Source organism: Pseudomonas sp. 2848, assembly GCF_003253945.1.
Classification (GTDB): domain Bacteria; phylum Pseudomonadota; class Gammaproteobacteria; order Pseudomonadales; family Pseudomonadaceae; genus Aquipseudomonas.
Genome location: NZ_QKZD01000018.1, coordinates 32,124 through 53,846 on the forward strand (window position 1 = coordinate 32,124; position 21,723 = coordinate 53,846).

Sequence of the window (21,723 nt, forward strand, 5' to 3'; positions counted from 1 at the left end):
CTAAATCAACAATATGTTTACCATTCGTGATTTACAGGCAAAAGAATTTTGCCCAGCCCTGGCTGTTTCCCCGGCCCCTGGTTGCCTAACCTGCCGGCAACTTCACTTACAGGGCTGACCCTCCCATGAAAAAGATTCTCCTGCTCAATGGCGGCAAACGCTTCGCCCACTCCGATGGCCGTCTCAACCAGACCCTGCACGATGCCGCACTGGCCCATCTGGACCGCGCCGGTTTCGATGTGCGGGAAACCTTCATCGACGGCGGTTACGACGTCCAGGCCGAGGTGGAGAAATTCCTCTGGGCGGATGTGGTGATCTACCAGATGCCCGGTTGGTGGATGGGCGCGCCATGGACCGTGAAGAAGTACATCGACGATGTGTTCACCGCCGGCCACGGCAGCCTGTACGCCAACGATGGCCGTACCCGCTCCGACGCCTCGCAGAAGTACGGCAGCGGTGGCCTGGTGCAGGGCAAGCAATACATGCTGTCGCTGACCTGGAACGCGCCGCGGCAGGCGTTCGATGACCCCAGCGATTTCTTCGAGGGCAAGGGCGTGGACGCGGTGTACTTCCCGTTCCACAAGGCCAACCAGTTCCTCGGCATGACCGGCCTGCCGACCTACCTGGCCGTGGATGTGATGAAGCGGCCGGATGTGCCGGCGGCGCTGGCGGCTTATCAGCAGCACCTGGATGAGGTGTTCGGCAAGGGTTATTGAGTCGCGACCCATCGCGGGGCAAGCCCGCTCCCACGAAGCCCTGATTTTCGTGGGAGCGGGCTTGTCCCGCGATGGACTTACTGCTTGCGCATGCCAGGCTCAACAGCTATCAATCACGGCATCCTCCATTCAGGTCCTCGTGCGTGAAAACCCGATCCGAAGAACTCCAGGTATTTGTCGCCGTCATCGACAGCGGCTCGATCTCCGCCGCCGCGGAGCAGATCGGCCAGACGCCCTCCGCAGTCAGCCGAACCTTGTCGCGTCTGGAGGGCAAGCTCGGCACCACGCTGGTCAATCGCACCACTCGGCGCATGGACCTGACCGAGGAGGGGCGTTTCTTCCTGGCGCGCGCCCGGGCGATTCTCGAGCAGATGGACGACATGGAAGAGCGACTGTCGCTGAACCGCCAGACCCCGACCGGGCGCCTGCGCATCAACGCCGCCGCGCCGTTCATGCTGCACGCGATCCTGCCGTGGATCGGCGAGTTCCGCCAGCAGTACCCCGGCATCGAGCTGGAATTGAACACCGACGACCTGATCATCGACCTGCTGGAGCAAAGCACTGACGTGGCCATCCGCATCGGCGAACTGGCCGACTCCAGCCTGCACGCCCGTTCGCTCGGCTGCAGCCCGGTGCAGGTGCTTGCCAGCCCTGATTACCTGGCCCGGCATGGCACACCGGAACGGGTCGAGGACCTCGAGGCTCATTGCCTGCTCGGCTTCAGCTCCCTCGAGTCGCTCAACCAATGGCCACTGCGCCATGCCCAGGGCGACCGCTGGGCAATCCGCCCGCAGCTGGTCGCCTCGAGCGGCGAAACCCTGCGCCAGCTGGCCATCGCCGGCGAGGGCATCGTCAGCCTGTCGCACTTCATGACCCACGAGGACATCCGCGCCGGCCGTCTGAACGTGATCCTGGCCGAGCACAACAATGGCTATCGCCAGCCGATCCACGCGGTCTACTACCGCAACACCCAGCTGGCCCTGCGCATCCAGTGCTTTCTCGATTTCATCCAGAAAAAGCTGGCCGTCTACGCCTGCTGAGTTGCCTGAACGCGACAGGGTCTGCCCGTCGGCGGCGCGAAACGACCGGGGTGTTTGCTTAGTTACAGGGCTTCGGCCTTAATGACTGATCAACAAAAACAACACCAAGGAAGTGCGCATGCGTATTGTCATGTTCCAGCCCCTGGCCCTCGGGGCCGCGATCCTGAGCTGCTCCTCTGCCTTCGCCGTGACGCTGGAAGGCGGCGCGGTAGCCGCGCCTGATCAATATGGCGCACAGGTGGCCGCCGACATCCTCAAGAAGGGCGGCAACGCGGTGGACGCCGCCGTCGCCACCGCCTTCACCCTGGCCGTGACCTACCCCGAGGCCGGCAACATCGGCGGCGGTGGCTTCATGACCCTGTTCGTCGACGGTAAGCCGTACTTCCTCGACTATCGCGAGGTGGCGCCCAAGGCCGCGACCAAGACCATGTACCTGGACGACAAGGGCGAGGTGATCGAGAACCTCAGCCTGGTCGGCGTGCGCGCGGCCGGTGTGCCGGGCACGGTGATGGGGCTGTGGGAGGCGCACCAGAAGTTCGGCAAGCTCAAGTGGAGCGAGCTGCTGACCCCGGCCATCGGCTATGCGCAGAACGGTTTCAAGATTGCCCAGAAGCAATACCAGTACCGTGACGACGCCCAGGGCCTGTTCAAGACCGCGACCAATTTCAACGACTACTTCGGCAGCATGAAGGTCGGCGAGCTGTTCAAGCAGCCGGAGCTGGCGCAGACCCTCGAGCGCATTGCCGACAAGGGTGTCAGCGAGTTCTACCAGGGCAAGACCGCCGACTTGCTGGTGGCGCAGATGCAGGCCGACAAGGGCTTGATCAGCAAGGACGACCTCAAGGACTACAAGGCCGTGTGGCGTGACCCGATCGCCATCAGCTGGCGCGGCAACGTGGTCTACACCGCGCCGCCGCCAAGCTCCGGCGGCGTCGCCCTGGCCCAGCTGCTGGGCATCAAGGAAGACCGCGCGGCGGATTTCAAGGGCGTCGAGCACAACTCGGCCAAGTACATCCACCTGCTGGCCGAGATCGAGAAGCGCGTGTTCGCCGACCGCGCCGACTATCTCGGCGATCCGGCTTTCACCAAGGTCCCGGTCGACCAGCTGGTGGCCAAGGATTACCTGGCCAAGCGTGCCGCCCAGGTCAATCCGAACGCGATTTCCGCAACCGACCAGGTCAAACCGGGGCTGGAGCCACACCAGACCACGCACTTCTCCATCGTCGACAAGCAGGGCAACGCGGTGAGCAACACCTACACCCTCAACCTCGACTATGGCAGCGGCGTGGTGGTCAAGGGCGCGGGCTTCCTGCTCAACGACGAGATGGACGACTTCAGCGCCAAGCCGGGCGCGGCCAACGCCTTTGGCGTGGTCGGCGGCGACGCCAATGCCATCGCGCCGGGCAAGCGCATGCTCTCGTCGATGAGCCCGAGCCTGGTGGCGCGTGACGGCAAGGTGGTGCTGGTGCTGGGCACCCCGGGCGGTTCGCGGATCTTCACCTCGATCTTCCAGGTGATGAACAACCTGTACGACTTCGGCATGCCGCTGGAGAAGGCCGTGGCGGCGCAGCGCGTGCATCACCAGTTGCTGCCCAAGGACACCATCTACTTCGACAGCTATGCGCCGCTCAAGGGGCAGGTGGCTGACGACCTGAAGAAGATGGGCTACGTGCTGGAGGACCAGGGCTGGGAGATGGGCGACATCCAGGCGATCCGGGTGACCGGCGAGAAGTTGGAGACGGCGTCTGACCCGCGTGGGCGTGGGGTGGGGATGATCGTCAAGTAACCCGAGCCGCAAATGAACGCGGGGCAAGCCCGCTCCCACGAACCAGTGGGAGCGGGCTTGCCCCGCGCTGCTTTACAGGATCAGACGCGGAACTGGCTGACCAGGGTCTGCAGGTGGCCACCCAGGCGCGCCAGCTCGACGCTGGAGGCGGCGGTCTCGTCACTGGCCGCGGCGGTCTGCTCCGACACGTCGCGCACGTTGAGGATGCTGCGGCTGATCTCTTCGGCCACGGCGCTCTGCTGCTCGGCGGCGGCGGCGATCTGCTGGTTCATCGACTGGATGTTCGACACCGTACGGGTGATGCTCTCCAGCGAACCACCGGCCTTGCGTGCCAGCTCGACACTGCTGTCGGTCAGGTTGCGGCTGCCGTTCATCACCTCGGCGACCTGCTGGGTGCCGTGCTGCAGGCTGGCGATCAGGCCTTCGATTTCCTCGGTGGACTGCTGGGTGCGCTGGGCCAGGCCACGCACCTCGTCGGCGACCACGGCGAAACCACGCCCGGCCTCGCCGGCACGGGCCGCCTCGATGGCGGCGTTGAGCGCCAGCAGGTTGGTCTGCTCGGCCACCGACTTGATCACGTCCATGACGCTGCCGATCTTCTGGCTTTCCTGCTGCAGCAGGGTCATGGCCTCGGTGGAGCGGTGCACTTCGTGGGCCAGGCGTTCGATCTGGCTGATCGCTTCACCCACTACCTTGTCGCCGACACGGGCTTCGTCGTCGGCGTTGGTCGCGGCATGGGAGGCTTGTTCGGCGTTGCGCGCGACTTCCTGCACGGTGGCGGCCATTTCGTGCATGGCGGTGGCCACCTGGTCGGTCTCGACCTTCTGGCTGTTGGCGCCGGCGCTGGTCTGCTCGGTCACCGCCGACAGCTCTTCGGCGGCGCTGGCGATCTGGGTCACGCCGTCGCGGATGCCGGTGATCAGGTCACGCAGGGTGGTGCCCATGCGTGCGATGCCTTGTTGCAGGGCACCCAGTTCGTCGCGGCGGGTGACGCGCAGTTGCTGGGTGAGGTCGCCGCTGGCGATGCGGTTGACCACGTCCATGGTCTCGCGCAGCGGGCGGGTGATCTGGCGGGTGATGATGAACGCGGCGAGCACGCCGACCAGCAGCGCCAGCAGGGTGGCGGAAGTCTGCAGGCTGCGGGCCTGGACGCTTTCGGCGTCACGGCGCTCGATCTGGATCTTGTACAGCTCGTCGCTGCGCTTGACGATGTCGGCGCCCTGCACGGTCATTTCTGCACGGGCCACGCCAATGGCGGCAGTGGCGTCGCGGAACTGACGCACGGCGTCGCGGTAGGCGAGCACGGCGCTTTCGAATTGCTGGATGCGCGAGGCTTCGCCCGGCAGCTGGCGCTTGAGGCTGTCGATTTCGTTGAGGGCGTTTTCCAGCTGGCGCAGGGCGGACTGCTCGGCTTCGCTGGTCAGGTCGGCGATGTAGCTGCGCACGTCCAGGCGCACTTGCACCAGCTGCTGCTTGGCCTTGCTGATCAGCAGGTACTGGGCCAGGCGGCTGGCGTCGCTTTCGCTGCTGGACAGCACGGTGCTGCTGATCGCCTCGATGGCGTCATTGGCGCGGGCCGCGGCCTGGTTCATCGACTCGCGGGCGGCGAGGGTGGTCTTGTAGCCCTGGCGCATCTTTTCCAGCGAAACCCGGTACTCGCTGATGCTCTGGCCCTGCTCGCGCAACAGCTTGAGGTTTTCGGGGCTCTTGAAGGTGTTGACCAGGTGCTGCTGCTGGCTGCCGAAGGCGTCGAGCTTGGCCTGGACGTTGGCCGCCGAGGCGTCGTCGCCGTTGGTCAGCATCCACTGCAGGCGGGCCACACGCAGGTTGGTCAGGTCACTGTTGAGCTGGGTGATGTCGCTCATCCAGTTGCTGCGGTCGATAAGGCTGCCCAGGCTATTCCAGCCGGTCAGGGCCAGCAGGCCGGTCAGGACCAGGACCAGGCCGAAGCCCAGGCCGAGTTTGAGGTTGACGCTGATATTGGCGAACCAACTGTTCATGCACGCTCTCCCAGAGAATGATTTCGCTCACTTGATCTCAAAAGCTGGGCGTTGTTGTTGTCAGATAGCCCGCAGATTTGTGTAGGACTTATCGGCAAAGAGGGGAGAAGCTGAAACGCTTTTTCAGCAAATTTGTAACTTGTTGAATACGTTTATGTTTTTGACGTTGTCATTCGCGGGTGAGCCGGCTCCACGGCAGGAGCCGGCTCGCCGCCGATGGCGATTTCAGAGGCTACGCGCGCTGAACGTGTCGCACTGGTTCAGGTCGCCGCTGGAAAACCCGGCCTTGAACCAGCGCACGCGCTGCTGCGAGGTACCATGTGTGAACGAGTCGGGCACCACGCGGCCCTGGCCCTGCTGTTGCAGCCGATCGTCACCGATGGCGTTGGCGGCATTCAATGCCTCCTCGACGTCTCCCGGCTCCAGCCAGTTCAGGCGTTTCTGCGCCTGGTAGGCCCAGACCCCGGCCAGGCAGTCGGCCTGCAGCTCCTGGCGCACCAGCAGGCCATTGTCGCCTTCCATGCGCTGGCCATTGCGCCGTGCGGCGTCGACCTTGGCCGAGACGCCGAGCAGGGTTTGCACGTGGTGGCCGATCTCGTGGGCGATCACATAGGCCTGGGCGAAGTCGCCGGCGGCCTTGAAGCGGGTTTCCATTTCGCGGAAGAAGGTCATGTCCAGGTACACGCGCTGGTCGCCGGGGCAATAGAACGGCCCGACCGCCGAGGAGGCGAAGCCGCAGGCGGAGTTGACCTGGCCGCTGAACAGCACCAGCTTGGGGTCGCGGTACTGTTTGCCGGCCTGGGCGAACAGCGCCTTCCAGGTGTCCTCGGTGTCGCCGAGGACCGAGGCGACGAACTCGGCCTGCTCGTCGTTGGCCGGCGGTGCCTTGCCGTCGACGTTGGCCGGGGCGGTCTGTTGCTGTTCCATCTGCCCGGCCAGCTGGCCGAGGATCTGCAGCGGGTCTTGCCCGGTGAGCCAGCCAATGCCCACGATCAGCAGGATGGCGCCGAGCCCAAGGCCCTTGCCGCCGCCGAAACGCATGCCGCCGCCACCCCCTGCGCCGCGGGCATCGACCACGTTGTCGCTGCGTCGGCCTTTTCGCCATTCCATGTAGAGCTCTCCGGTTGCTGAAACATGAAGTCCAAGATTAGTTCAGCGCTGACCGAGGTGTATCCCCCGTCGCTGATGCATAACCAAATGGTTATGCCTGGGACCGCTGAATTCAATATTCATCCCTTCGCACCTGCCGGAAACTGCAAGTCCGCCTGCCACGCCCAGGCGTTCGATAATTCCAAGAGAGGAAACCGGCATGCCCGCCCAGGACACCAGCCGCTTCGTGATCCGTGATCGCAACTGGCACCCCAAGGCCTTCACCCCCGACTACAAGACCTCGGTGACGCGCTCCCCGCGCCAGGCGCTGGTCAGCATCCCGCAGTCGATCAGCGAAAGCACCGGCCCGGACTTTTCCCACCTGCGCTTCGGCGAGCACGACCATGACCTGCTGCTCAACTTCAACCAGGGTGGCCTGCCCATCGGCGAGCGCATCATCGTTGCCGGGCGGGTGGTCGACCAGTACGGCAAGCCGGTGCCCAACACCCTGGTGGAAATGTGGCAGGCCAATGCCGGTGGCCGTTACCGGCACAAGAACGACCGCTACCTGGCACCGCTGGACCCGAACTTCGGCGGTGTCGGCCGCTGCCTGACCGACCGCGACGGTTACTACAGTTTCCGCACCATCAAGCCCGGCCCTTACCCCTGGCGCAACGGCCCCAACGACTGGCGCCCGGCGCATATCCATTTCTCCATCAGCGGCCCGTCGATCGCCACCAAGCTGATCACCCAGTTGTACTTCGAGGGCGACCCGCTGATTCCACTGTGCCCGATCGTCAAGTCGATCGCCAACCCGGATGCCGTCGAACGGCTGATCGCCAGGCTCGACATGAGCCACGCCAACCCCATGGATTGCCTGGCCTACCGCTTCGACATCGTCCTGCGCGGCCAGCGCCAGACCCACTTCGAAAACCGCTGAGGAGGCCCGTCATGCCTATCGAACTGCTGCCGGAAACCCCTTCGCAGACCGCCGGCCCCTATGTGCACATCGGCCTTGCCCTGGAAGCGGCCGGCAACCCGACCCGTGACCAGGAAATCTGGAACTGCCTGGCCCGGCCCGATGCCCCGGGCGAGCATATCCTGCTGATCGGCCAGGTGTACGACGGCAATGGCCACCTGGTGCGCGACTCGTTCCTGGAGGTGTGGCAGGCCGACGCCGAGGGCCGTTATCAGGACGAGTACCACCTCGAGAATGCCTTCAACAGCTTCGGCCGCACCGCGACCACCTTCGATGCCGGCGAGTGGACCCTGCACACGGTCAAGCCGGGGGTGGTGAACAACGCCGCGGGCGTGCCGATGGCCCCGCACATCAACATCAGCCTGTTTGCCCGGGGCATCAACATCCACCTTCATACCCGGCTGTACTTCGATGACGAAGCCGAGGCGAACGCCAGCTGTCCGGTGCTGAACCTGATCGAGCAGCCGCAGCGGCGCGAGACCTTGATTGCCCGGCGCTGCGAAGTGGATGGCAAGACCGCGTACCGCTTCGACATTCGTATCCAGGGCGACGGGGAGACGGTGTTCTTCGACTTCTGACGCCCCCCGGTCGGCAAGCCCGGCAACACTGGCAGGGCTTGCCGCTTGTACTAATGAGTTACGACTAATCCTTTCGTGGCGCATCCCTTCGCACATCGTCAAACCACTGAAATTCTGGTTGTTTTCCCGTCCTCATCGCCCCTGCCACAGGTACTAACACCAAGTTGAGAGCTACCCGATTCGGCGCCGTGCGCTTTCACTGCTGTTGTGAGCAAAACAATCAGCAGCAGCGGGAGTCCTTCCATGAACACTCAAGCGTGGATCAAGGCGGCAACGGCGCTGACGATGGCCGTGAGTCTGGGCCTTGCCGGTTGCAGCAGCGGCGGCGGCGGGCATCACAGCGAGGTCGATGGTTCGTCGTCCGATGGCGGCGCGGGGGCCGGAGCCGGTGGTGGCGGGGGCGATGGCACGGGCGGCAGTGGCAGTGGTGGTGGCGGTAGCGGTGGCACCACGTCCCCGGGTGATGGCAGTGCCGGTAACGGTGGCGGCGGTGGTGGCGGCACTGGCGGCGGCAGCACGCCTGGTGGCGGTGACGGCGGCACGGGCGGTGGCACCACACCCACTGCGCTGGTCACCGGCCAGGTGGTCGACCAGTTGGGCAATACCGTGTCCGGGGTCGGTGACGGCGTGAGCAATCTCGGCCAGGTGATCGGTGCGCTGCCCATTGCCGGCAATACTTCTTTGAGCGGTGGTGTGGGCACGCTGGTGTCCTCCGCCGGCAACGCCGTGAACAGCGTCGGAGGCGGCTTGAGCGAGGGCCTGGGGCAACTGGGTACCGGCAACAATGCCGTGGGCACCACGGTGGGCGTAGTCGGTGCGGCCACCGCCGACCTGGGCGGGGGTGTCTCCGGCCTTGGCCAGGGCGTGGCCGGGCTGGCCAGCAGCGGGCCGGTCGAGCAGGTGCCGGTGGTCAACCAACTGGTTGCCGGGGCCGGTCAAGGCGTCGACCGGGTCGGCCAGGCCGTGACCATGCTCGGTGACACCCTGTCGCCGGTCGGCACCAGCGGCCCGCTCGCCGGGGCGACCCAAGGCGTGAGCGATGCCTTGGTGCCGGTGGTCTCGCTGGTGGAAAACACGGCGGCCAATGCCACGCGGCAGACCGGGCTCGCCGGTCCGCTGAACCAGGCGCTGAACCAGACTGGTGGTGCCCTGAACCAGGCCGGCCAGCAACTGGCGGGTAACGGCAACCCGTTGAGCAGCACGCTCGGGCAGGCGGTGGCCAATACCGGCACCGCGGTCAGCACGGCGAGCGGGCTGGCCCCTGTTACCGGCGGCCCACGCAGCGGCCTGCTGGAAACCGTCGGCGGCGTGGTGGCCGGTGCCGGCAGTGGCCTGACGGCAAGCACCGCCAGCCCGACCGTGAGCGGTATCGGCGGGACTTCGGTGCAGGCGGGCAATACCGTCGCCAGCCTGGGCACGGTGCTCGGTGGCAACGGCGTGGCCAACAGTGCTGCCGGGGCGCCGGTCGCGGCGCTGACCCAACAGGTGGGCAGCGGCCTCAACCCGGTGGTCGCCGGTGTATCCAGCGTGACTCAGCAAGTCGGCGCCAGTACCGGCGTCGGCGCACCCGTGTCGGGGTTGCTGAACCAGGTCGGCGGCGCGGTGGGCTCTGCCGGTACGCAACTGGCCGGTGCCACAGGCAGCCCCGTCGTCAGCCAGGTCGGTGCGACAGTGACCGCAGTCGGGGCCACGCTCGGTCAGGCGGGCACCTTGGTCAATGGCGGCGGCACACCGGTCAGTGGTCTTGGTGGCGCGCTGAGTGGTGTGTCAGGGGCTCTGGCAGGCGGGCAGCGCTGACGCCACGGGCTACGCTCAAGGTGAGTGAGACCGACCGGCGCGCCGTTCGCCGGTCGGTCATCCAGCCATCCGTGGATCATGGAGTGTCCGAATGCGCCGATTGCTGCTGACGATGCTGGGGCTGTCCGCAGCCTGCCTGGCCCGGGGCGAACCCCTGCCGAGTTTCCTCAACAGCAACGAGACCGAACGCCGCCTGCCCACGCCCAACCTGCCGGTGGATGCCTACCGTCCCGACCAGCCCGGCTTGCGCGTGCCCAGCGTGGACACTTCGCGGCAACCTCCGTTGCTGATGAATACCCGGGTGGCGGTGCGCAAGGTGCGCTTCGAAGGCGGCACGGTCTACCCCCTGAGCGACCTGCGCGAGCATTTCCAGCCGGTGATCGGGCGCGAGGTCACGCTCGCCGAGCTGATCGAGACCACCCGCCGCCTCACCCAACGCTACCAGCAGGACGGCTACCTGCTGTCATACGCCTACCTGCCACCCCAGGACTTCGCCGATGGCCGGGTGCGCGTGGTGCTGGTGGAAGGCTACATCCACGACTATCAGATCGAGGGTGATATCGGCGCGGCGCGGGCCTATCTGGAGCAACTGCTGGACCGGCTCAAAGCCGAGCGTCCGCTGACCCGCGAAAGCTTCGAGCGCTATACCAGCCTGGCCGGGCGCATCCCCGGGGTGACGTTCCAGGCCCAGGTGCCGCCACCGGCGACCACCGACGGCGCGACCCGCCTGCTCGCCCAGGTGTCGCGCAAGCCGATCACCACCACCTTGAGCCTCAACGACGGCAGCCGCGACGACCTGCAGGCGCTGCTGGGCGCCAGCAGCAACGCGCAGACCCGCTTCGCCGAACAATTGAGCGCCAGCGTGCTGGTACCGCCCGGCGAGGACAAGGAGCATTACTACCGCCTCGACTACAGCCAGTTCCTCGATGCCGAAGGCTCGAAGCTGCTGTTGTCGGCTTCGCGCTATCGCAGCGACCCCAAGGCGCGCATCCGTCTGGACAACGGCATCGACCTGACCCAGCACCGCGAAAACGAACGCTACTCGGTGGGTATCAGCCAATCGTTGATCGCCTCGCCCAGTGAATGGCTGGAGGTGGTCGGGCGCTTCTACGTGGTCAACGACCGCATCGATTACCAGGTGGTGGGCTTCCCCCTGCGCCTGGACAGCGAGACCGATATCCGCGCGCTGTCCTTCGAAGGCGACTGGCGCAAGGCCGAGGCGCGCCGCCTGCGGATTATCAGTGCCGGTGTCTACCAGGGGTTGGATCGCCTTGGCGCCAACACCAATGCCGACTACGACCTGGACTTCCTGCGCCTGCGGGTCTCGGGCGTGCAGAGCGACAACTTCAGCGACAACTGGCAGGGCGTGGCGTCGGCGGCGGCTTACTGGAGCAACGACAGCCTGCCCGACAGCGAGCGGGCAGTGTTCGGCGGGCAGAACTTCGGGCGCGGCTACCCCAGCGACCAAGGCTCCGGTGACAAGGGCTGGGGGCTGGCCTACGAGCTCAACTACAGCTTCCGGCGCGACACTGGCTGGCTCAAGGTCGTGCAGCCCTACGTGGCGCTCGACACCGCGCGGGCCTGGTTCAACGCGCTGGACGTGCGCGACTCGAAGATGTCGTCGGCGGCGCTGGGGCTGCGCTTTGGCGATATGCGCTACTACAACATCGCGGTGGAGGTGGCCAAGCCGATGTCGGACATGGCGCTGGACAGCTTCAACCGGCGGCCACGGCTGAACCTGAGTTTCAGTTATCAATTGTAAGGGGGACAGTGGCCCCCATCGCCGGCAAGCCGGCTCCCACACTGACCGCGCACCGTCTCAGGTCGAGCGCTTTCCTTGTGGGAGCCGGCTTGCCGGCGATGCGCCGCGTCAGCGGCGCCTTCTGTAAGGGCGTTGTACGGTGCCAAGTCCGGCGTTATTTCACCGCCTGCATCAACGGCTTGGGAAACAGATTCTCCAGCGTCTCGAGCAAGCGGGCGTGATAGATCGGCTTGCGGAACAGGTCGAGTACCTGCAGCCGCAGCAGGTCGCTGACATCGTCCATGTCGGCATGCCCGGACATGACGATCACCGGCAAATGCTGGCGCGCGGTATGTTCGCGCAGGCGCTGGACCAGGCCCAGGCCACTTTCCTCGGGCATGCGCAGGTCGGTGATCACCAGGGCGACATCGGGGTGGCGGGTCAGCTGTTGCAGGGCGGACCTGACCGAAGTGGCGGTGTGACAACAGAAACCTTCGTTTTCCAGCAGCTCGGCCAGCTCCAGCAAGGCCTCCTCCTCGTCGTCCACCAGCAGGATCTGTTGACGCAAGGAAGAGGTCGGCATGCTTGGCTCCGGGCGGTTGGACTACACGTCTCGCTGGCGCGGTGCGGTCACTGGGTGATCGCGGTCTGGATCTTGGTCATGATCTCCGACACTTCGGTGGAGATGGGTGTGACGAAGCCGGCCAGTACCACGGCGACCATGGCCGCGATGACCGCGTATTCGATACCGGAGGCGCCGTCCTTGCGCTGGAGGAAGGTCTTCACGTGGAGGAGGATCTGTTGCAGCAGCATGGCACGTCTCCTTGCGCTCGATGGGCGCCGGTCGGAGGGGCTTGATAAGTGATACCCCTTTGCCATCAGAGCATCGCCAAGCCGTGGCGGCCTGCAAATGTAAAAAAGCATTAATCCAAAAGTATTGGTTGGAATTGGCGGCGCTAAGTTTTTGTTTTGTCGGTGCGTCAATTTCGTGGCTCGAAAAAACCAGCACAGGTAATGGCGAAAGATTGCGCCTCAGCTACCGTCCAATAGCGAAATAGTTACGTTTTGCCATCATTGGTCCCGGGCGTAAGGGAGAGCGCAGATGAGCAGTCGCCTGACCATGATCCTCGCCGGCCTGTTCCTGCTCGCGGCCTTGCTCACGGGGTACTGGGGTCTGCGCCTCAGCCGTCCGCCCGAGCCTGCGCCGGCACCTCTCACCCCGCCCGGCGAGGCCGCCATCCCGGCCGCTGCCGTACCCGCCGCGCCCCCGGAACCCCCACGCTCGCCCATCGTGGTCCTGCGCAGGGCGGTCGCGGCCAACACCCCCTTGAGCGAGGAGGATGTGCTCCTCGAGCGTCTGCAGGTAGTCCCGGCCGGTGCTTTCCAGCAACTGGACCAGGTGCTCGGGCGCAGCAGTACCCGCCCCCTTGCGGCGGGCAGTTGGCTGGACGAGTCGAGCTTCCAGGCCGGCGGCCCCCTGGCGCGGATGATTCGCGCCCACGAACGGGCGGTCGCGGTGGCCATCGACGATGTGATCGGTGCGGCCGGGCAACTGCGCCCAGGCGATTATGTCGACGTGCTGCTGTTCCTGCGTGAAGAAAACAACAACCCGCAATCCTCCGCCCAGGTGGTGTTGCCGGCCTTGCGCGTGCTGAGCGTCGACCAGCAGACGGGCCTGGCCAACGATGGACGCCCGGCCCAGAGCGCCGAAGAGCAGAAGGCCCGCCGCGACCAGCAGTCCATTGCCAGCAACCCTGTGCGCACCGTGGGCCTGGCCGTGCCCGAGGCCCTGGCCAGCCGGTTGATGCTGGCGGCCCAGGCCGGGACCCTGCGCCTGGCGGTGCGCAGTGCCGACGAGCCGCTGCTGGCCGGGTACTGGTCCGGCCAGGATGCCAGCCCGCAACTGGAAACGGCCAACCGCAACCTCTACCGCTTCAGCCAGCTGTCCCAGGTGCCCCTGGCCAGCCAGGCGGCGGCCGCGGCGGCTGGCGCGCCGACCATGCAGATCATCCGCGGCGCGCAGAACGGCGACAACAACAAGACTCCCTGAACCGGCAAGGATGCGATCCATGCGTAGTTCTTTGCGTGTTACTCCACGAGGCAACTGGCTGGCCCCGGCGCTGCTGGCCCTGGCCTTGCTCGCACCGACGGCGCAGGCGGCCGCGAAGGGTTGCGCGGCCTTCGGCCAACTGCCCTCGGTCATCGAGATGGACCAGGGCCTGCAGCAGGAGCTGCGCCTGCCGGTGGCCATCACCCGGGCGGCGGTCGGCGAGCCCAAGGTGGCCGATGTGCAGCCCAGCGGCGAGCGGGCCGTGCTGCTCACGGCGGTGGGGCAGGGCACCACCAGCCTGATGCTGTGGACCGACTGCGCCGCCCAGCCGCATCGGGCCATGCTGTTCGTCAAGGGCCGGGCCAGCGCCGACATGGCAGAGGCCGCGCAACTGCCCACGGCCCAGGAGGACCTGCCCGTGCAGGTGCAGGCCGATATCCGCTTCGTCGAAGTGCGCCGCCTGAAGTACAAGGAGGCCGGCGCTAGGTTGTTCTTCAAGGGCTCGAACAACAGCCTGATCGGCTCGCCCAATACCGTGCCCAACACCGTGGTGCGCCCCGGCTACGTGCCGGGTGTCGCCACCGGCACCAACCCGGTGACCTACGCCGATGTGCGGCCCGGCATCCCGCTCGACAACGACGTCTTCAACATCGTCTGGGGCGGCGGCAGCAGCCGCTTCCTGGCGATGATCAACGCCCTGGAGAACAGCGGCTTCGCCTACACCCTGGCCCGCCCCAGCCTGACCGTGCTCAGCGGCCTGACCGCGAGCTTCCTGGCCGGCGGCGAGATCCCCATCCCGGTGCCCAGCAGCGGCAGCGACAACGTGTCGATCGAGTACAAGGAGTTCGGCGTGCGCCTGGCGCTGACCCCGACCGTGGTCAGCCGCAACCGCATCACCCTGAAGGTGGCGCCCGAGGTCAGCGAGCTCGACTACAACAACGCGGTGGTCATCGCCGGTACCCAGGTGCCGGGCCTGAGCGTGCGCCGCACCGACACCAGCATCTCGCTGGCCGATGGCGAGAGCTTCATCATCAGCGGGCTGATCAGCAGTAACGTACGCTCGGCCGTGGACAAGATGCCGGGCCTGGGCAACCTGCCGATCATCGGCGCGTTCTTCCGCCAGTCGGCGCTCAACCGCGAAGAGACCGAGCTGCTGATGATCGTCACCCCGCACCTGGTCCAGCCGTTGGCCGCCAATGCGCGCCTGCCGGAGCTGCCGGGCGAGGCGCTGCGCACCTACGACCCCAGCTGGGGCCGCCTGTTCTTCATGGAAAACGGCAATTTCGAAGGCCGTGGCGGGTTGTCCCAATGAGCGAAAGCCTGAACCAGACCTACCTGGCCCTGACCCGCAACGACGAAGACCTGCACTGGCTGCAGGGCGCGTTGGCACCGCTGGGGCAGGTGATCGGCGCCAGCAGTCCGAACCTCGACGAGTTGCTGGCGCTGGTCGACATGACCTTCAGCAACCTGGTGTTCATCGGCCTGGACCGCGAACAGCTGATCGGCCAGTGCGCGTTGATCGAAGGCCTGCTGGAAGCCAAGCCGATGCTGGCCATCGTCGCCCTCGGCGACGGCATGGACAACCAGCTGGTGCTGCACGCCATGCGCGCCGGCGCCCGCGACTTCGTCGCCTACGGCTCGCGCGCCAGCGAGGTGGCGGGGCTGGTGCGGCGCCTGGGCAAGCGCTTGCCGACGGCCACCAGCAACCCCAGCCTGGGCGGCCTCACCGTGCTCTACGGTGCCCAGCGCGGCGCGGATGGCGCGCTGCTCACCACCCACCTGGCGCGGGTGGTGCAGGAAAGCGGGCAGCAGACCCTGCTGCTCGACCTCGGCCTGCCCCGCGGCGACAGCCTGGCCTTGCTCGGTCTGGAAGCGTCGTTCCATTTCGGCGATGCCCTGCGCCACCTGCGCCGGCTCGACGCCACCCTGATCGACAGTGCCTTCACCCGCGACAAGGGTGGCCTGCGCATCCTCGCCTATGCCGATAACGACGAGGCCCTGCAACAGTCCAGCGCCGCCGAGCTGCATATGCTCCTCGGCGCCCTGCGCCAGCACTTCCAGCACATCGTCGTGAACCTCACCGGGCAGGCCGACAGCGAGGCGCTGCGGACCCTCGTCAGCCACTGCGACAAGCTGATCGTCTACACCGACCAGAACATCCTCGACTGCCGGCGCAACCTGGATGTGCTCGAGCAGTGGCGCGACCGTGGCATCAAGCTCGAGCACGCCAGCCTGCTGGTGGACCGCTACCTGCGCCAGGTGGCGCCGGATGCCGAGGCCCTGGCCAAGCGCTACGGGCTGCCCTTGCTCAAGGTCATGCCCTACAGCCCGGAAGTGCGCCTGAACGCCAAGAACCAGGGCCTGAGCCTGTTCGAACTGGCCCCGCGTGAAAGCCTTACCCAGGCCCTGCGCGGGCTTGGCGAGCGCCTGGCGCGGCGCTCGGAAAACCTCGCACCGCCGGGCCAGAGCTGGCTGCGCCGGCTGTGGGGCAACCGATGATCAGCGAAGAACCCTTTGGCGGGCCCCGACATGCGGCCAGTGACCCGCAGGCGCTCAAGCGCGCCTTGCACCGGCACGTGATCGATGCCATCGAGGACAGCGGCCGCAACCTGCTGGAGGGCGCGCGGCCGGTGCTGGCGCAGTTCGTCCTCGAGCAGGTGGGTGACTATGTGGCGCGCCTGCGCCTGGCCCTGTCGCGCTACGAGATGGAGCGCCTGGCCGAGGAGATCGTCGACGAGCTCACCGGTTACGGTCCGCTGGAGGTGCTGCTGCGCGACCCGAGCGTCACCGAGATCCTGGTCAACGGCCCGTACCGGGTGTTCGTCGAGCGCTCTGGCTTGCTGCAGCAGACCGACCTGCGCTTCATCGACGCGCACCATGTCGAGCGGGTGATGCAGCGCATCCTGGCGCCCCTGGGCCGGCGCCTGGACGAGTCGTCGCCAATGGTCGATGCGCGCATGCCCGACGGCAGCCGGGTCAACGCGATCATTCCGCCGGTGGCCCTGGACGGGCCGTGCCTTTCGATCCGCAAGTTTCGCCAGGACATGCTCAAGAGCGCCGACCTGCTGGCCACCCGGGCCATCGACCAGCCCATCTACGACTTTCTCGAACGCGCCGTGGGCCGGCGTTGCAACATCCTGGTCAGTGGCGGCACCGGCACCGGCAAGACCACCTTGCTCAACATCCTCAGCCAGATGATCGCGCCCCAGGAGCGCCTGGTGACCATCGAGGACGTGGCCGAACTGCAGCTGCACCACCCCCATGTGGTACGCCTGGAAACCCGCCCGCCGAATGCCGAGGGCCACGGCGAGATCAAGGCCAGCGAGCTGATCCGCAATGCCCTGCGCATGCGCCCCGACCGCATCATCCTCGGCGAGATCCGCGGCGCCGAGGTGCTCGACGTGATGACCGCGATGAACACCGGCCATGACGGTTCGATGAGCACGGTGCACGCCAACACCGCCCAGGACGCCCTGCTGCGCCTGGAGACCCTGGTTGGCCTGACGGGGCGGCAGATTGCCGAGAAGACCCTGCGGCAGATGATCTGCGCCGCGCTGGACGTGGTGATCCAGCTGACCCGCCTGGCCGATGGCCGGCGCTGCGTCAGCGAGGTGCTCGAAGTGGTCGGGGTGCGCGACGATGTGTATGTCACCAACACCTTGTTCCGCCTGGACCGACGCAGTGGCGAAGGCTTTCTGCGCGAGGCGCCGAACCCCGCCGGCGGCAAGCTGCGCCACGAAGGGGTGCTGTGATGGGGCCGCTGCTGCTGGCCCTGTCACCCCTGTGTCTGGGCATGGCCTTGCTGCTGTGGCGCCTGGGCCTGTACAAGCGCGGCGAGGAGCGCATCCTCGACCGTCTGGGGCGGGCCTACCGTGTCGTGCGCAGCGGCAATGCCCGGCGTGACTGGCTCGACCCGCTGTTGCAGCGGGCGGGGCTTGTCCATGCCGATTTTTCCCCCCGGCCCTGGTTGCTGGGTTGGCTGGCGCTGACCGTGCTGGCCGGCGTGCTGGCCGGCTGGGTGGCGGCGCTGATGGTGCTGGCCGGCCTACCTGTGCTCGGCCACCTGTACCTGAGTTGGCGCTGCCGGCGGCGCCTGCAGCAGATCGTCCAGCAGTTGCCCGGCCTGCTCGACTACAGCGTGCGCAGCCTCAAGGCCGGGCGCACCCTCAACGAGGCGGTGCTCGGCGGCGTCGACAGCACCCGCGAGCCGTTGCGCTCGGCGATGCTGCGGGTGCGCCGCAACGTGCAGCTCGGTGTGCCGCTGGAAGATGCCGTCAGCGAGTTCGCCGAACTCTACGGTCAGGCCGAACTGCGCATGTTCGCCCTGGGGCTGCGCATCAACCAGCGCCACGGCGGCAACGCCAGCGAACTGATGGAGAACCTGATCAAGCTGATCCGCGAACACGAGCAGGGCGACCGGCAACTGCGCGCCATGACCGGCGAGACCCGCATCACCGCGTGGATCCTCGGCGCGCTGCCGCTGGTGATGGTCGGCTACTTCCTGTTCGCCAACCCCACCTACCTGCTGGCCATGTGGCGCGACGCCAGCGGCCAGATGATGCTGCTATTCGCCTTTGTCATGCAGGCGGTCGGCTGTCTGGTGCTGTGGCGCATGATGAGGAGCCTGTGACCATGGCCTTGATGCTCAGCGCCCTGTGCCTGTTCGCCGCGTTCGCCCTGCTGGCCGCGCAGGCCATCGGCCAGTGGCGCGCTCGCCAGCGCGTGGCGCGGCGCCTGCAGGGGCGGCTGGACCGTGATGAGCGCCTGGGCGACTGGTTGCAGTGGCTGGGCAGCAGCCCCTGGGGGCGGCGCCTGCAACGGCTGGACGGCGAGACCCAGGCGCTGCTTGACCGCCTGGGCTGGCGGCGCAGCCGGCAACGCGCACTGTTTGCCGCCGTGCAATTGGGCTTGCCGGTGCTGGCAGTGGGCATGGCGCTACTGTTGGCCCATGGCCTGCCCGGGGAAAACCGCGGGCACTGGGGCGTGCTGGTGCTCTGTGCGCTGGGCGCGGGCTACCTGTTGCCCAAGCGCCTGCTGGTCGTGGCGGCGGCCCGGCGCCAGCGACACATCGCCGAGGAAGTGAGCCTGCTCATCCCGTTGCTGCGCATCCTTTTCGAAACCGGGCTGGCGGTGGAGCAGGCCCTTCGCGTGCTGGCCCAGGAAGGCCGCAGCCTGGTGCCGAACATCAGCGACGAGTTGCGCCTGGTGTTGCAGCGGGTCGATTCCGGCCTGGCCCTGGGCCCGGAGCTTGAAAAGACCGCGCGCCTGCTGGCGGTGGACGAGTTCATCGACACCTGCGTCATCCTCCAGCAACTGCTGGTGCAGGGCAGTGGCTCGATGAAGTCGCTGCTGGCGCTCAAGGAACTGCTCGATGACCGGCGCCTGACCGGCCTGCAGGAGCGGGTGTCGAAGATGTCGGCGAAGATGTCGGCGGTGATGATGCTGTTCCTGTTCCCGGCCCTGCTCATCGTTCTGGCCGGGCCAGGGTTTTCCGCCCTGGCGCGGGCCTTGGGTTCATAAGCACCGAACATTCGGGCATTGATAGGGGAGACGCACAATGAAAGCCATCCTGATGTTCATCAGCCTGCTGCTGCTTGGCGGCTGCGCCGGGCAGCCTCCCGAAGGCCTGGCGCGCCTATTGGGCGGCGGCGCTTGTGGCAAGCCTGATGCCGACCAGCAATTGAGCCTGGACATGGCCGACCAGATGATCAGCGAAGGTCGCCCGCACGCTGGGCTGGCCCACCTGGAGCAGTTGCCCGACCAGCTCGACCAGGTGCGCCTGCGCAAGGCCAAGGTGCTGCGCCTGCTCGGGCGCGCCGAGGCCGAACCGCTCTACCGCAGTCTGCTCGGCGGTTGCCTGGCCGCTGAGGGAGAACACGGCCTGGGGCAACTGGCCTCGGCCCGCGGCGACGACGCCCAGGCCCTGCGCAACCTGCAACGGGCGGCGCGGCTGGCGCCCACCGACGAGAAGGTGCGCAACGACCTGGGTGTGGTGCAGATGAACCTGGGTAATCACGAACAGGCGCGTTTCGAATTTCTCACCGCCATCGAGCTCAAGGACGACAACCCGCTGCCGGCCGTTAACCTGGTGACCCTGTCGCTGGTGCAGGACAACTGGCGCCAGGCGGAGGACCTGGTCAATCGCCTGCACCTGAAACCCGAGCAGTTCGCCGAGGCCCAGGCCCGGGCGCAGCGCATGCTTGCCAACGGGCGTGGCCCGCTGGCCGCCACCGAATCCCCGGCCGCGGCCATCAACTGAGCGGAGGTGAACATGTTCAAGCCCTGGATCGTCCTCGCCTGCCTGGCCGCGCCACTGTCGGCGCTGGCCGAGGACCCGCCGCGCCAGCCGCGCCCGCAGACCGCCACCGAAGCCCTGTTGCAGGTGCAGGCGAGCAACCGCCAGGCGTCCAGCGTGCGCCAGGTGCAGACCGACAAGGAACGCGACCAGGCCATGCAGCGCTGGCTGGACAGCTACAAGTATCCGATCCCGGATTTCTACCGCTGGACCAAGATCAGTTCGTCGAACAATTGAGCGCCTGATCGCGGCCAGGCCCCGCGATCAGAATCAAGGCATTCAATGGGTGGTAAAGCGCTGATGCACTGGCGAAGAGCGTGGGGTCAGCGCCAGCGCCAGTTGCGTGCGGTTGTGCATGTGGGTCAGGCGCAGCACCTGGGACACGTACAGCTTCACCGTGTTCTCGGTGATGCCCAGTTCGCAGGCGATCTGGTAGTTGGTCTTGCCCTTGCTCACCAGCCGGGCAACTTCCAGTTGCCGCGGCGACAGTTTCTCGAACGCCGCCGGCAGCTCCGGCTCGCCTTCCTCGGTATCGCTGGCGCGCCGATGGGCGCCCTGGCCCCGGGCTTTTTCCAGGTCCTGGTAGAGGTCGTCGATGGACTCGGCCAGCTCCTGCAGGCGCTGGTTGAGGCTGCCCAGTTCGCGGAAGTTGCGGCGCCGCTCCAGCAGCGCGGTTTCCTGGCGCCGCACGCCTTCGAGCAGCTCGTCCAGGTCCATGGGTTTCTGGTAGTAGTCGGCGAAGCCCTCGCGCAGGGCGCGGATCACGTCCTGCTTGTCGGCGCGGCCGGTCAACATGATCGCCTCGAACATGCGCTGCGGCCCGGCGATCTGCTTCAACGTGCGCACCAGTTCGATGCCATCGCGCTCGGGCATGTGCAGGTCGCAGAGGATCAGGCCGATGGTTTCGTCCGCCTTGAAGCAGTCGATGCCCTGGCCGGTGGAGTGGGCGGGGACACAACGGTAGCCCTCGCTTTCGAGGAATTCGCACAACTCTTCGACGATCACTGGCTGGTCGTCGACCACCAGCACTTTCACCTCACTGACGGGTTTGTTCACGATCAACTCCCTGTTGTATCGGCCCTGCTCCCGGGCCAGACGCTCTGGCAGTTAGAAAAGTAGTCGCACTTTGCCGTTATGTACATCGGTCCTACTCCAGAATCCGACCCTTCGGTCGTTTATTGGATCCATACCGCTGTCAGCAGGAAGCCAGCGAGCACGTAGGGGGCAAAGGGCTGCTTGTCGCCGACCTGTTCGGCCAGCGCCTGCAGGCGCTTCTTCACCTTGGGGTTGAGCAGGGTCCACAGGCGCCGGCGGCCGAACATCCAGGCCAGGACGGTGACCCCGGCGCCGATGAAGGTGCCGAGCACGTACTGCGGGCTGGTGGCCAGGGCCAGGGCGCCCATCAGTTTCACGTCGCCGGCGCCGAAGCGGCCGAGCATGTAGCCGGGCAGGGTGAGCAGCATGACGATGGCCAGGCCCCAGCCGGCCTCGCTGGCGTCGGCGCCGATCCAGCTGCGTCCGGTGGCGAACAGCCAGGCCAGGGCGCACGCCGCGACGCCCAGGGTCAGGGCGTTGGATATTTGTCGTTCACGGACATCTTGTTCGGTGCACAAGGCAAGCCACAGCAGGAGAACAATGCTTTGCATTGGCAA

The 21,723-nt window shown here is 66.6% G+C and carries 21 protein-coding genes and 1 pseudogene; 15 read left to right on the plus strand and 7 right to left on the minus strand.

Going from position 1 to position 21,723, the window contains the following annotated elements:
- Window positions 1-125: 125 nt before the first annotated feature.
- From DFS21_RS24870 to ggt, 3 genes are all read left to right on the plus strand, one after another.
- Entirely contained in the window at window positions 126-716 is a 591-nt protein-coding gene (locus DFS21_RS24870; RefSeq protein ID WP_110703731.1) for an NAD(P)H-dependent oxidoreductase, read from the plus strand.
- Window positions 717-859: 143 nt separating this feature from the next.
- Entirely contained in the window at window positions 860-1,756 is an 897-nt protein-coding gene (locus DFS21_RS24875; protein ID WP_110703733.1) for a LysR family transcriptional regulator, read from the plus strand.
- A gap of 118 nt (window positions 1,757-1,874) precedes the next feature.
- A complete protein-coding gene (ggt, locus tag DFS21_RS24880) occupies window positions 1,875-3,542 on the plus strand; it encodes a gamma-glutamyltransferase (protein ID WP_111533345.1) in 1,668 nt (555 codons plus the stop codon).
- A gap of 80 nt (window positions 3,543-3,622) precedes the next feature.
- Here the strand turns inward: ggt and DFS21_RS27430 are convergent, their stop codons facing one another.
- From DFS21_RS27430 to DFS21_RS24890, 3 genes and pseudogenes are all read right to left on the minus strand, one after another.
- Complete coding sequence (locus tag DFS21_RS27430) at window positions 3,623-4,486, minus strand: methyl-accepting chemotaxis protein (RefSeq protein WP_371041621.1); 864 nt, start codon at window positions 4,484-4,486, stop codon at window positions 3,623-3,625.
- A pseudogene (locus tag DFS21_RS27435) lies at window positions 4,478-5,542 on the minus strand (methyl-accepting chemotaxis protein); the annotation flags it as partial. The gene DFS21_RS27430 and the pseudogene DFS21_RS27435, both read right to left, overlap by 9 nt.
- A 225-nt stretch (window positions 5,543-5,767) precedes the next feature.
- Entirely contained in the window at window positions 5,768-6,652 is an 885-nt protein-coding gene (locus DFS21_RS24890) for a neutral zinc metallopeptidase (RefSeq protein ID WP_111533347.1), read from the minus strand.
- A gap of 199 nt (window positions 6,653-6,851) precedes the next feature.
- Here DFS21_RS24890 and pcaH point away from each other — a divergent pair, with 199 nt between their 5' ends.
- From pcaH to DFS21_RS24910, 4 genes are all read left to right on the plus strand, one after another.
- A complete protein-coding gene (pcaH, locus tag DFS21_RS24895; RefSeq protein WP_111533348.1) occupies window positions 6,852-7,571 on the plus strand; it encodes a protocatechuate 3,4-dioxygenase subunit beta in 720 nt (239 codons plus the stop codon).
- Window positions 7,572-7,582: 11 nt separating this feature from the next.
- Window positions 7,583-8,188 (plus strand): protocatechuate 3,4-dioxygenase subunit alpha, encoded by a 606-nt coding sequence (gene pcaG / locus DFS21_RS24900; protein ID WP_111533350.1) that lies wholly within the window; start codon window positions 7,583-7,585, stop codon window positions 8,186-8,188.
- 243 nt (window positions 8,189-8,431) lie between these two features.
- Window positions 8,432-9,985 carry a collagen-like triple helix repeat-containing protein gene (locus tag DFS21_RS24905; protein ID WP_111533352.1) on the plus strand — a complete coding sequence of 518 codons (1,554 nt, stop codon included), beginning with the start codon at window positions 8,432-8,434 and terminating at the stop codon, window positions 9,983-9,985.
- Between the two features lie 91 nt (window positions 9,986-10,076).
- Window positions 10,077-11,747 (plus strand): ShlB/FhaC/HecB family hemolysin secretion/activation protein, encoded by a 1,671-nt coding sequence (locus DFS21_RS24910; protein WP_111533354.1) that lies wholly within the window; start codon window positions 10,077-10,079, stop codon window positions 11,745-11,747.
- Between the two features lie 154 nt (window positions 11,748-11,901).
- On the opposite strand, the gene DFS21_RS24915 is transcribed toward DFS21_RS24910, so the two are convergent.
- Together DFS21_RS24915 and DFS21_RS24920 are read right to left on the minus strand one after the other, a co-directional pair.
- Window positions 11,902-12,309 (minus strand): response regulator, encoded by a 408-nt coding sequence (locus DFS21_RS24915; protein WP_046854132.1) that lies wholly within the window; start codon window positions 12,307-12,309, stop codon window positions 11,902-11,904.
- A 47-nt stretch (window positions 12,310-12,356) separates the two neighbouring features.
- Window positions 12,357-12,539, minus strand: coding sequence for a Flp family type IVb pilin (locus DFS21_RS24920; protein ID WP_111533356.1), 183 nt, complete (start codon window positions 12,537-12,539; stop codon window positions 12,357-12,359).
- Between the two features lie 289 nt (window positions 12,540-12,828).
- On the opposite strand from DFS21_RS24920, the gene cpaB reads away from it, so the two are divergent.
- Genes cpaB through DFS21_RS24960 form a run of 8 tightly spaced genes read left to right on the plus strand, consistent with a single transcriptional unit; the run spans window position 12,829 to window position 20,308 of the window.
- Window positions 12,829-13,776, plus strand: coding sequence for a Flp pilus assembly protein CpaB (gene cpaB / locus DFS21_RS24925; RefSeq protein WP_111533358.1), 948 nt, complete (start codon window positions 12,829-12,831; stop codon window positions 13,774-13,776).
- 19 nt (window positions 13,777-13,795) lie between these two features.
- Window positions 13,796-15,088, plus strand: a complete 1,293-nt coding sequence (locus tag DFS21_RS24930) for a type II and III secretion system protein family protein (RefSeq protein ID WP_110703749.1) — start codon at window positions 13,796-13,798, stop codon at window positions 15,086-15,088.
- A complete protein-coding gene (locus DFS21_RS24935; RefSeq protein WP_102684810.1) occupies window positions 15,085-16,275 on the plus strand; it encodes a pilus assembly protein in 1,191 nt (396 codons plus the stop codon). The genes DFS21_RS24930 and DFS21_RS24935 overlap by 4 nt, the downstream gene beginning before the upstream one ends.
- Complete coding sequence (locus DFS21_RS24940; RefSeq protein WP_038706838.1) at window positions 16,272-17,528, plus strand: CpaF family protein; 1,257 nt, start codon at window positions 16,272-16,274, stop codon at window positions 17,526-17,528. The genes DFS21_RS24935 and DFS21_RS24940 overlap by 4 nt, the downstream gene beginning before the upstream one ends.
- Window positions 17,525-18,406: a type II secretion system F family protein gene (locus DFS21_RS24945; protein ID WP_111533360.1), complete on the plus strand. Its 882-nt coding sequence runs from the start codon at window positions 17,525-17,527 to the stop codon at window positions 18,404-18,406. Before DFS21_RS24940 ends, DFS21_RS24945 begins: the two co-directional genes overlap by 4 nt.
- Window positions 18,407-18,408: 2 nt before the next feature.
- Window positions 18,409-19,296 carry a type II secretion system F family protein gene (locus DFS21_RS24950; protein WP_111533361.1) on the plus strand — a complete coding sequence of 296 codons (888 nt, stop codon included), beginning with the start codon at window positions 18,409-18,411 and terminating at the stop codon, window positions 19,294-19,296.
- Between the two features lie 37 nt (window positions 19,297-19,333).
- The gene (locus DFS21_RS24955; protein WP_111533363.1) at window positions 19,334-20,035 is read left to right on the plus strand and encodes a tetratricopeptide repeat protein; all 702 of its coding nucleotides are present in this window, start codon (window positions 19,334-19,336) and stop codon (window positions 20,033-20,035) included.
- A gap of 12 nt (window positions 20,036-20,047) precedes the next feature.
- On the plus strand, window positions 20,048-20,308 hold the full coding sequence (locus tag DFS21_RS24960; protein WP_038706834.1) for a DUF3613 domain-containing protein: 261 nt from the start codon (window positions 20,048-20,050) through the stop codon (window positions 20,306-20,308).
- 42 nt (window positions 20,309-20,350) lie between these two features.
- Here the strand turns inward: DFS21_RS24960 and DFS21_RS24965 are convergent, their stop codons facing one another.
- Together DFS21_RS24965 and DFS21_RS24970 are read right to left on the minus strand one after the other, a co-directional pair.
- Window positions 20,351-21,133 carry a response regulator transcription factor gene (locus DFS21_RS24965; protein ID WP_219730482.1) on the minus strand — a complete coding sequence of 261 codons (783 nt, stop codon included), beginning with the start codon at window positions 21,131-21,133 and terminating at the stop codon, window positions 20,351-20,353.
- Between the two features lie 113 nt (window positions 21,134-21,246).
- Window positions 21,247-21,717, minus strand: coding sequence for a prepilin peptidase (locus DFS21_RS24970; RefSeq protein ID WP_038706832.1), 471 nt, complete (start codon window positions 21,715-21,717; stop codon window positions 21,247-21,249).
- Window positions 21,718-21,723 lie beyond the last annotated feature (6 nt).

What these genes read in the sequence shown, in the direction of transcription:
- DFS21_RS24870 (WP_110703731.1), top strand. Translation starts at nt 126, where the DNA reads ATGAAAAAGATTCTCCTGCTCAATGGCGGCAAACGCTTCGCCCACTCC.
- ggt (WP_111533345.1), top strand. Translation starts at nt 1,875, where the DNA reads ATGCGTATTGTCATGTTCCAGCCCCTGGCCCTCGGGGCCGCGATCCTG.
- DFS21_RS27430 (WP_371041621.1), bottom strand. Translation starts at nt 4,486, where the DNA reads ATGGGCACCACCCTGCGTGACCTGATCACCGGCATCCGCGACGGCGTG.
- DFS21_RS24890 (WP_111533347.1), bottom strand. Translation starts at nt 6,652, where the DNA reads ATGGAATGGCGAAAAGGCCGACGCAGCGACAACGTGGTCGATGCCCGC.
- pcaH (WP_111533348.1), top strand. Translation starts at nt 6,852, where the DNA reads ATGCCCGCCCAGGACACCAGCCGCTTCGTGATCCGTGATCGCAACTGG.
- pcaG (WP_111533350.1), top strand. Translation starts at nt 7,583, where the DNA reads ATGCCTATCGAACTGCTGCCGGAAACCCCTTCGCAGACCGCCGGCCCC.
- DFS21_RS24905 (WP_111533352.1), top strand. Translation starts at nt 8,432, where the DNA reads ATGAACACTCAAGCGTGGATCAAGGCGGCAACGGCGCTGACGATGGCC.
- DFS21_RS24910 (WP_111533354.1), top strand. Translation starts at nt 10,077, where the DNA reads ATGCGCCGATTGCTGCTGACGATGCTGGGGCTGTCCGCAGCCTGCCTG.
- DFS21_RS24915 (WP_046854132.1), bottom strand. Translation starts at nt 12,309, where the DNA reads ATGCCGACCTCTTCCTTGCGTCAACAGATCCTGCTGGTGGACGACGAG.
- DFS21_RS24920 (WP_111533356.1), bottom strand. Translation starts at nt 12,539, where the DNA reads ATGCTGCTGCAACAGATCCTCCTCCACGTGAAGACCTTCCTCCAGCGC.
- cpaB (WP_111533358.1), top strand. Translation starts at nt 12,829, where the DNA reads ATGAGCAGTCGCCTGACCATGATCCTCGCCGGCCTGTTCCTGCTCGCG.
- DFS21_RS24930 (WP_110703749.1), top strand. Translation starts at nt 13,796, where the DNA reads ATGCGTAGTTCTTTGCGTGTTACTCCACGAGGCAACTGGCTGGCCCCG.
- DFS21_RS24935 (WP_102684810.1), top strand. Translation starts at nt 15,085, where the DNA reads ATGAGCGAAAGCCTGAACCAGACCTACCTGGCCCTGACCCGCAACGAC.
- DFS21_RS24940 (WP_038706838.1), top strand. Translation starts at nt 16,272, where the DNA reads ATGATCAGCGAAGAACCCTTTGGCGGGCCCCGACATGCGGCCAGTGAC.
- DFS21_RS24950 (WP_111533361.1), top strand. Translation starts at nt 18,409, where the DNA reads ATGGCCTTGATGCTCAGCGCCCTGTGCCTGTTCGCCGCGTTCGCCCTG.
- DFS21_RS24955 (WP_111533363.1), top strand. Translation starts at nt 19,334, where the DNA reads ATGAAAGCCATCCTGATGTTCATCAGCCTGCTGCTGCTTGGCGGCTGC.
- DFS21_RS24960 (WP_038706834.1), top strand. Translation starts at nt 20,048, where the DNA reads ATGTTCAAGCCCTGGATCGTCCTCGCCTGCCTGGCCGCGCCACTGTCG.
- DFS21_RS24970 (WP_038706832.1), bottom strand. Translation starts at nt 21,717, where the DNA reads ATGCAAAGCATTGTTCTCCTGCTGTGGCTTGCCTTGTGCACCGAACAA.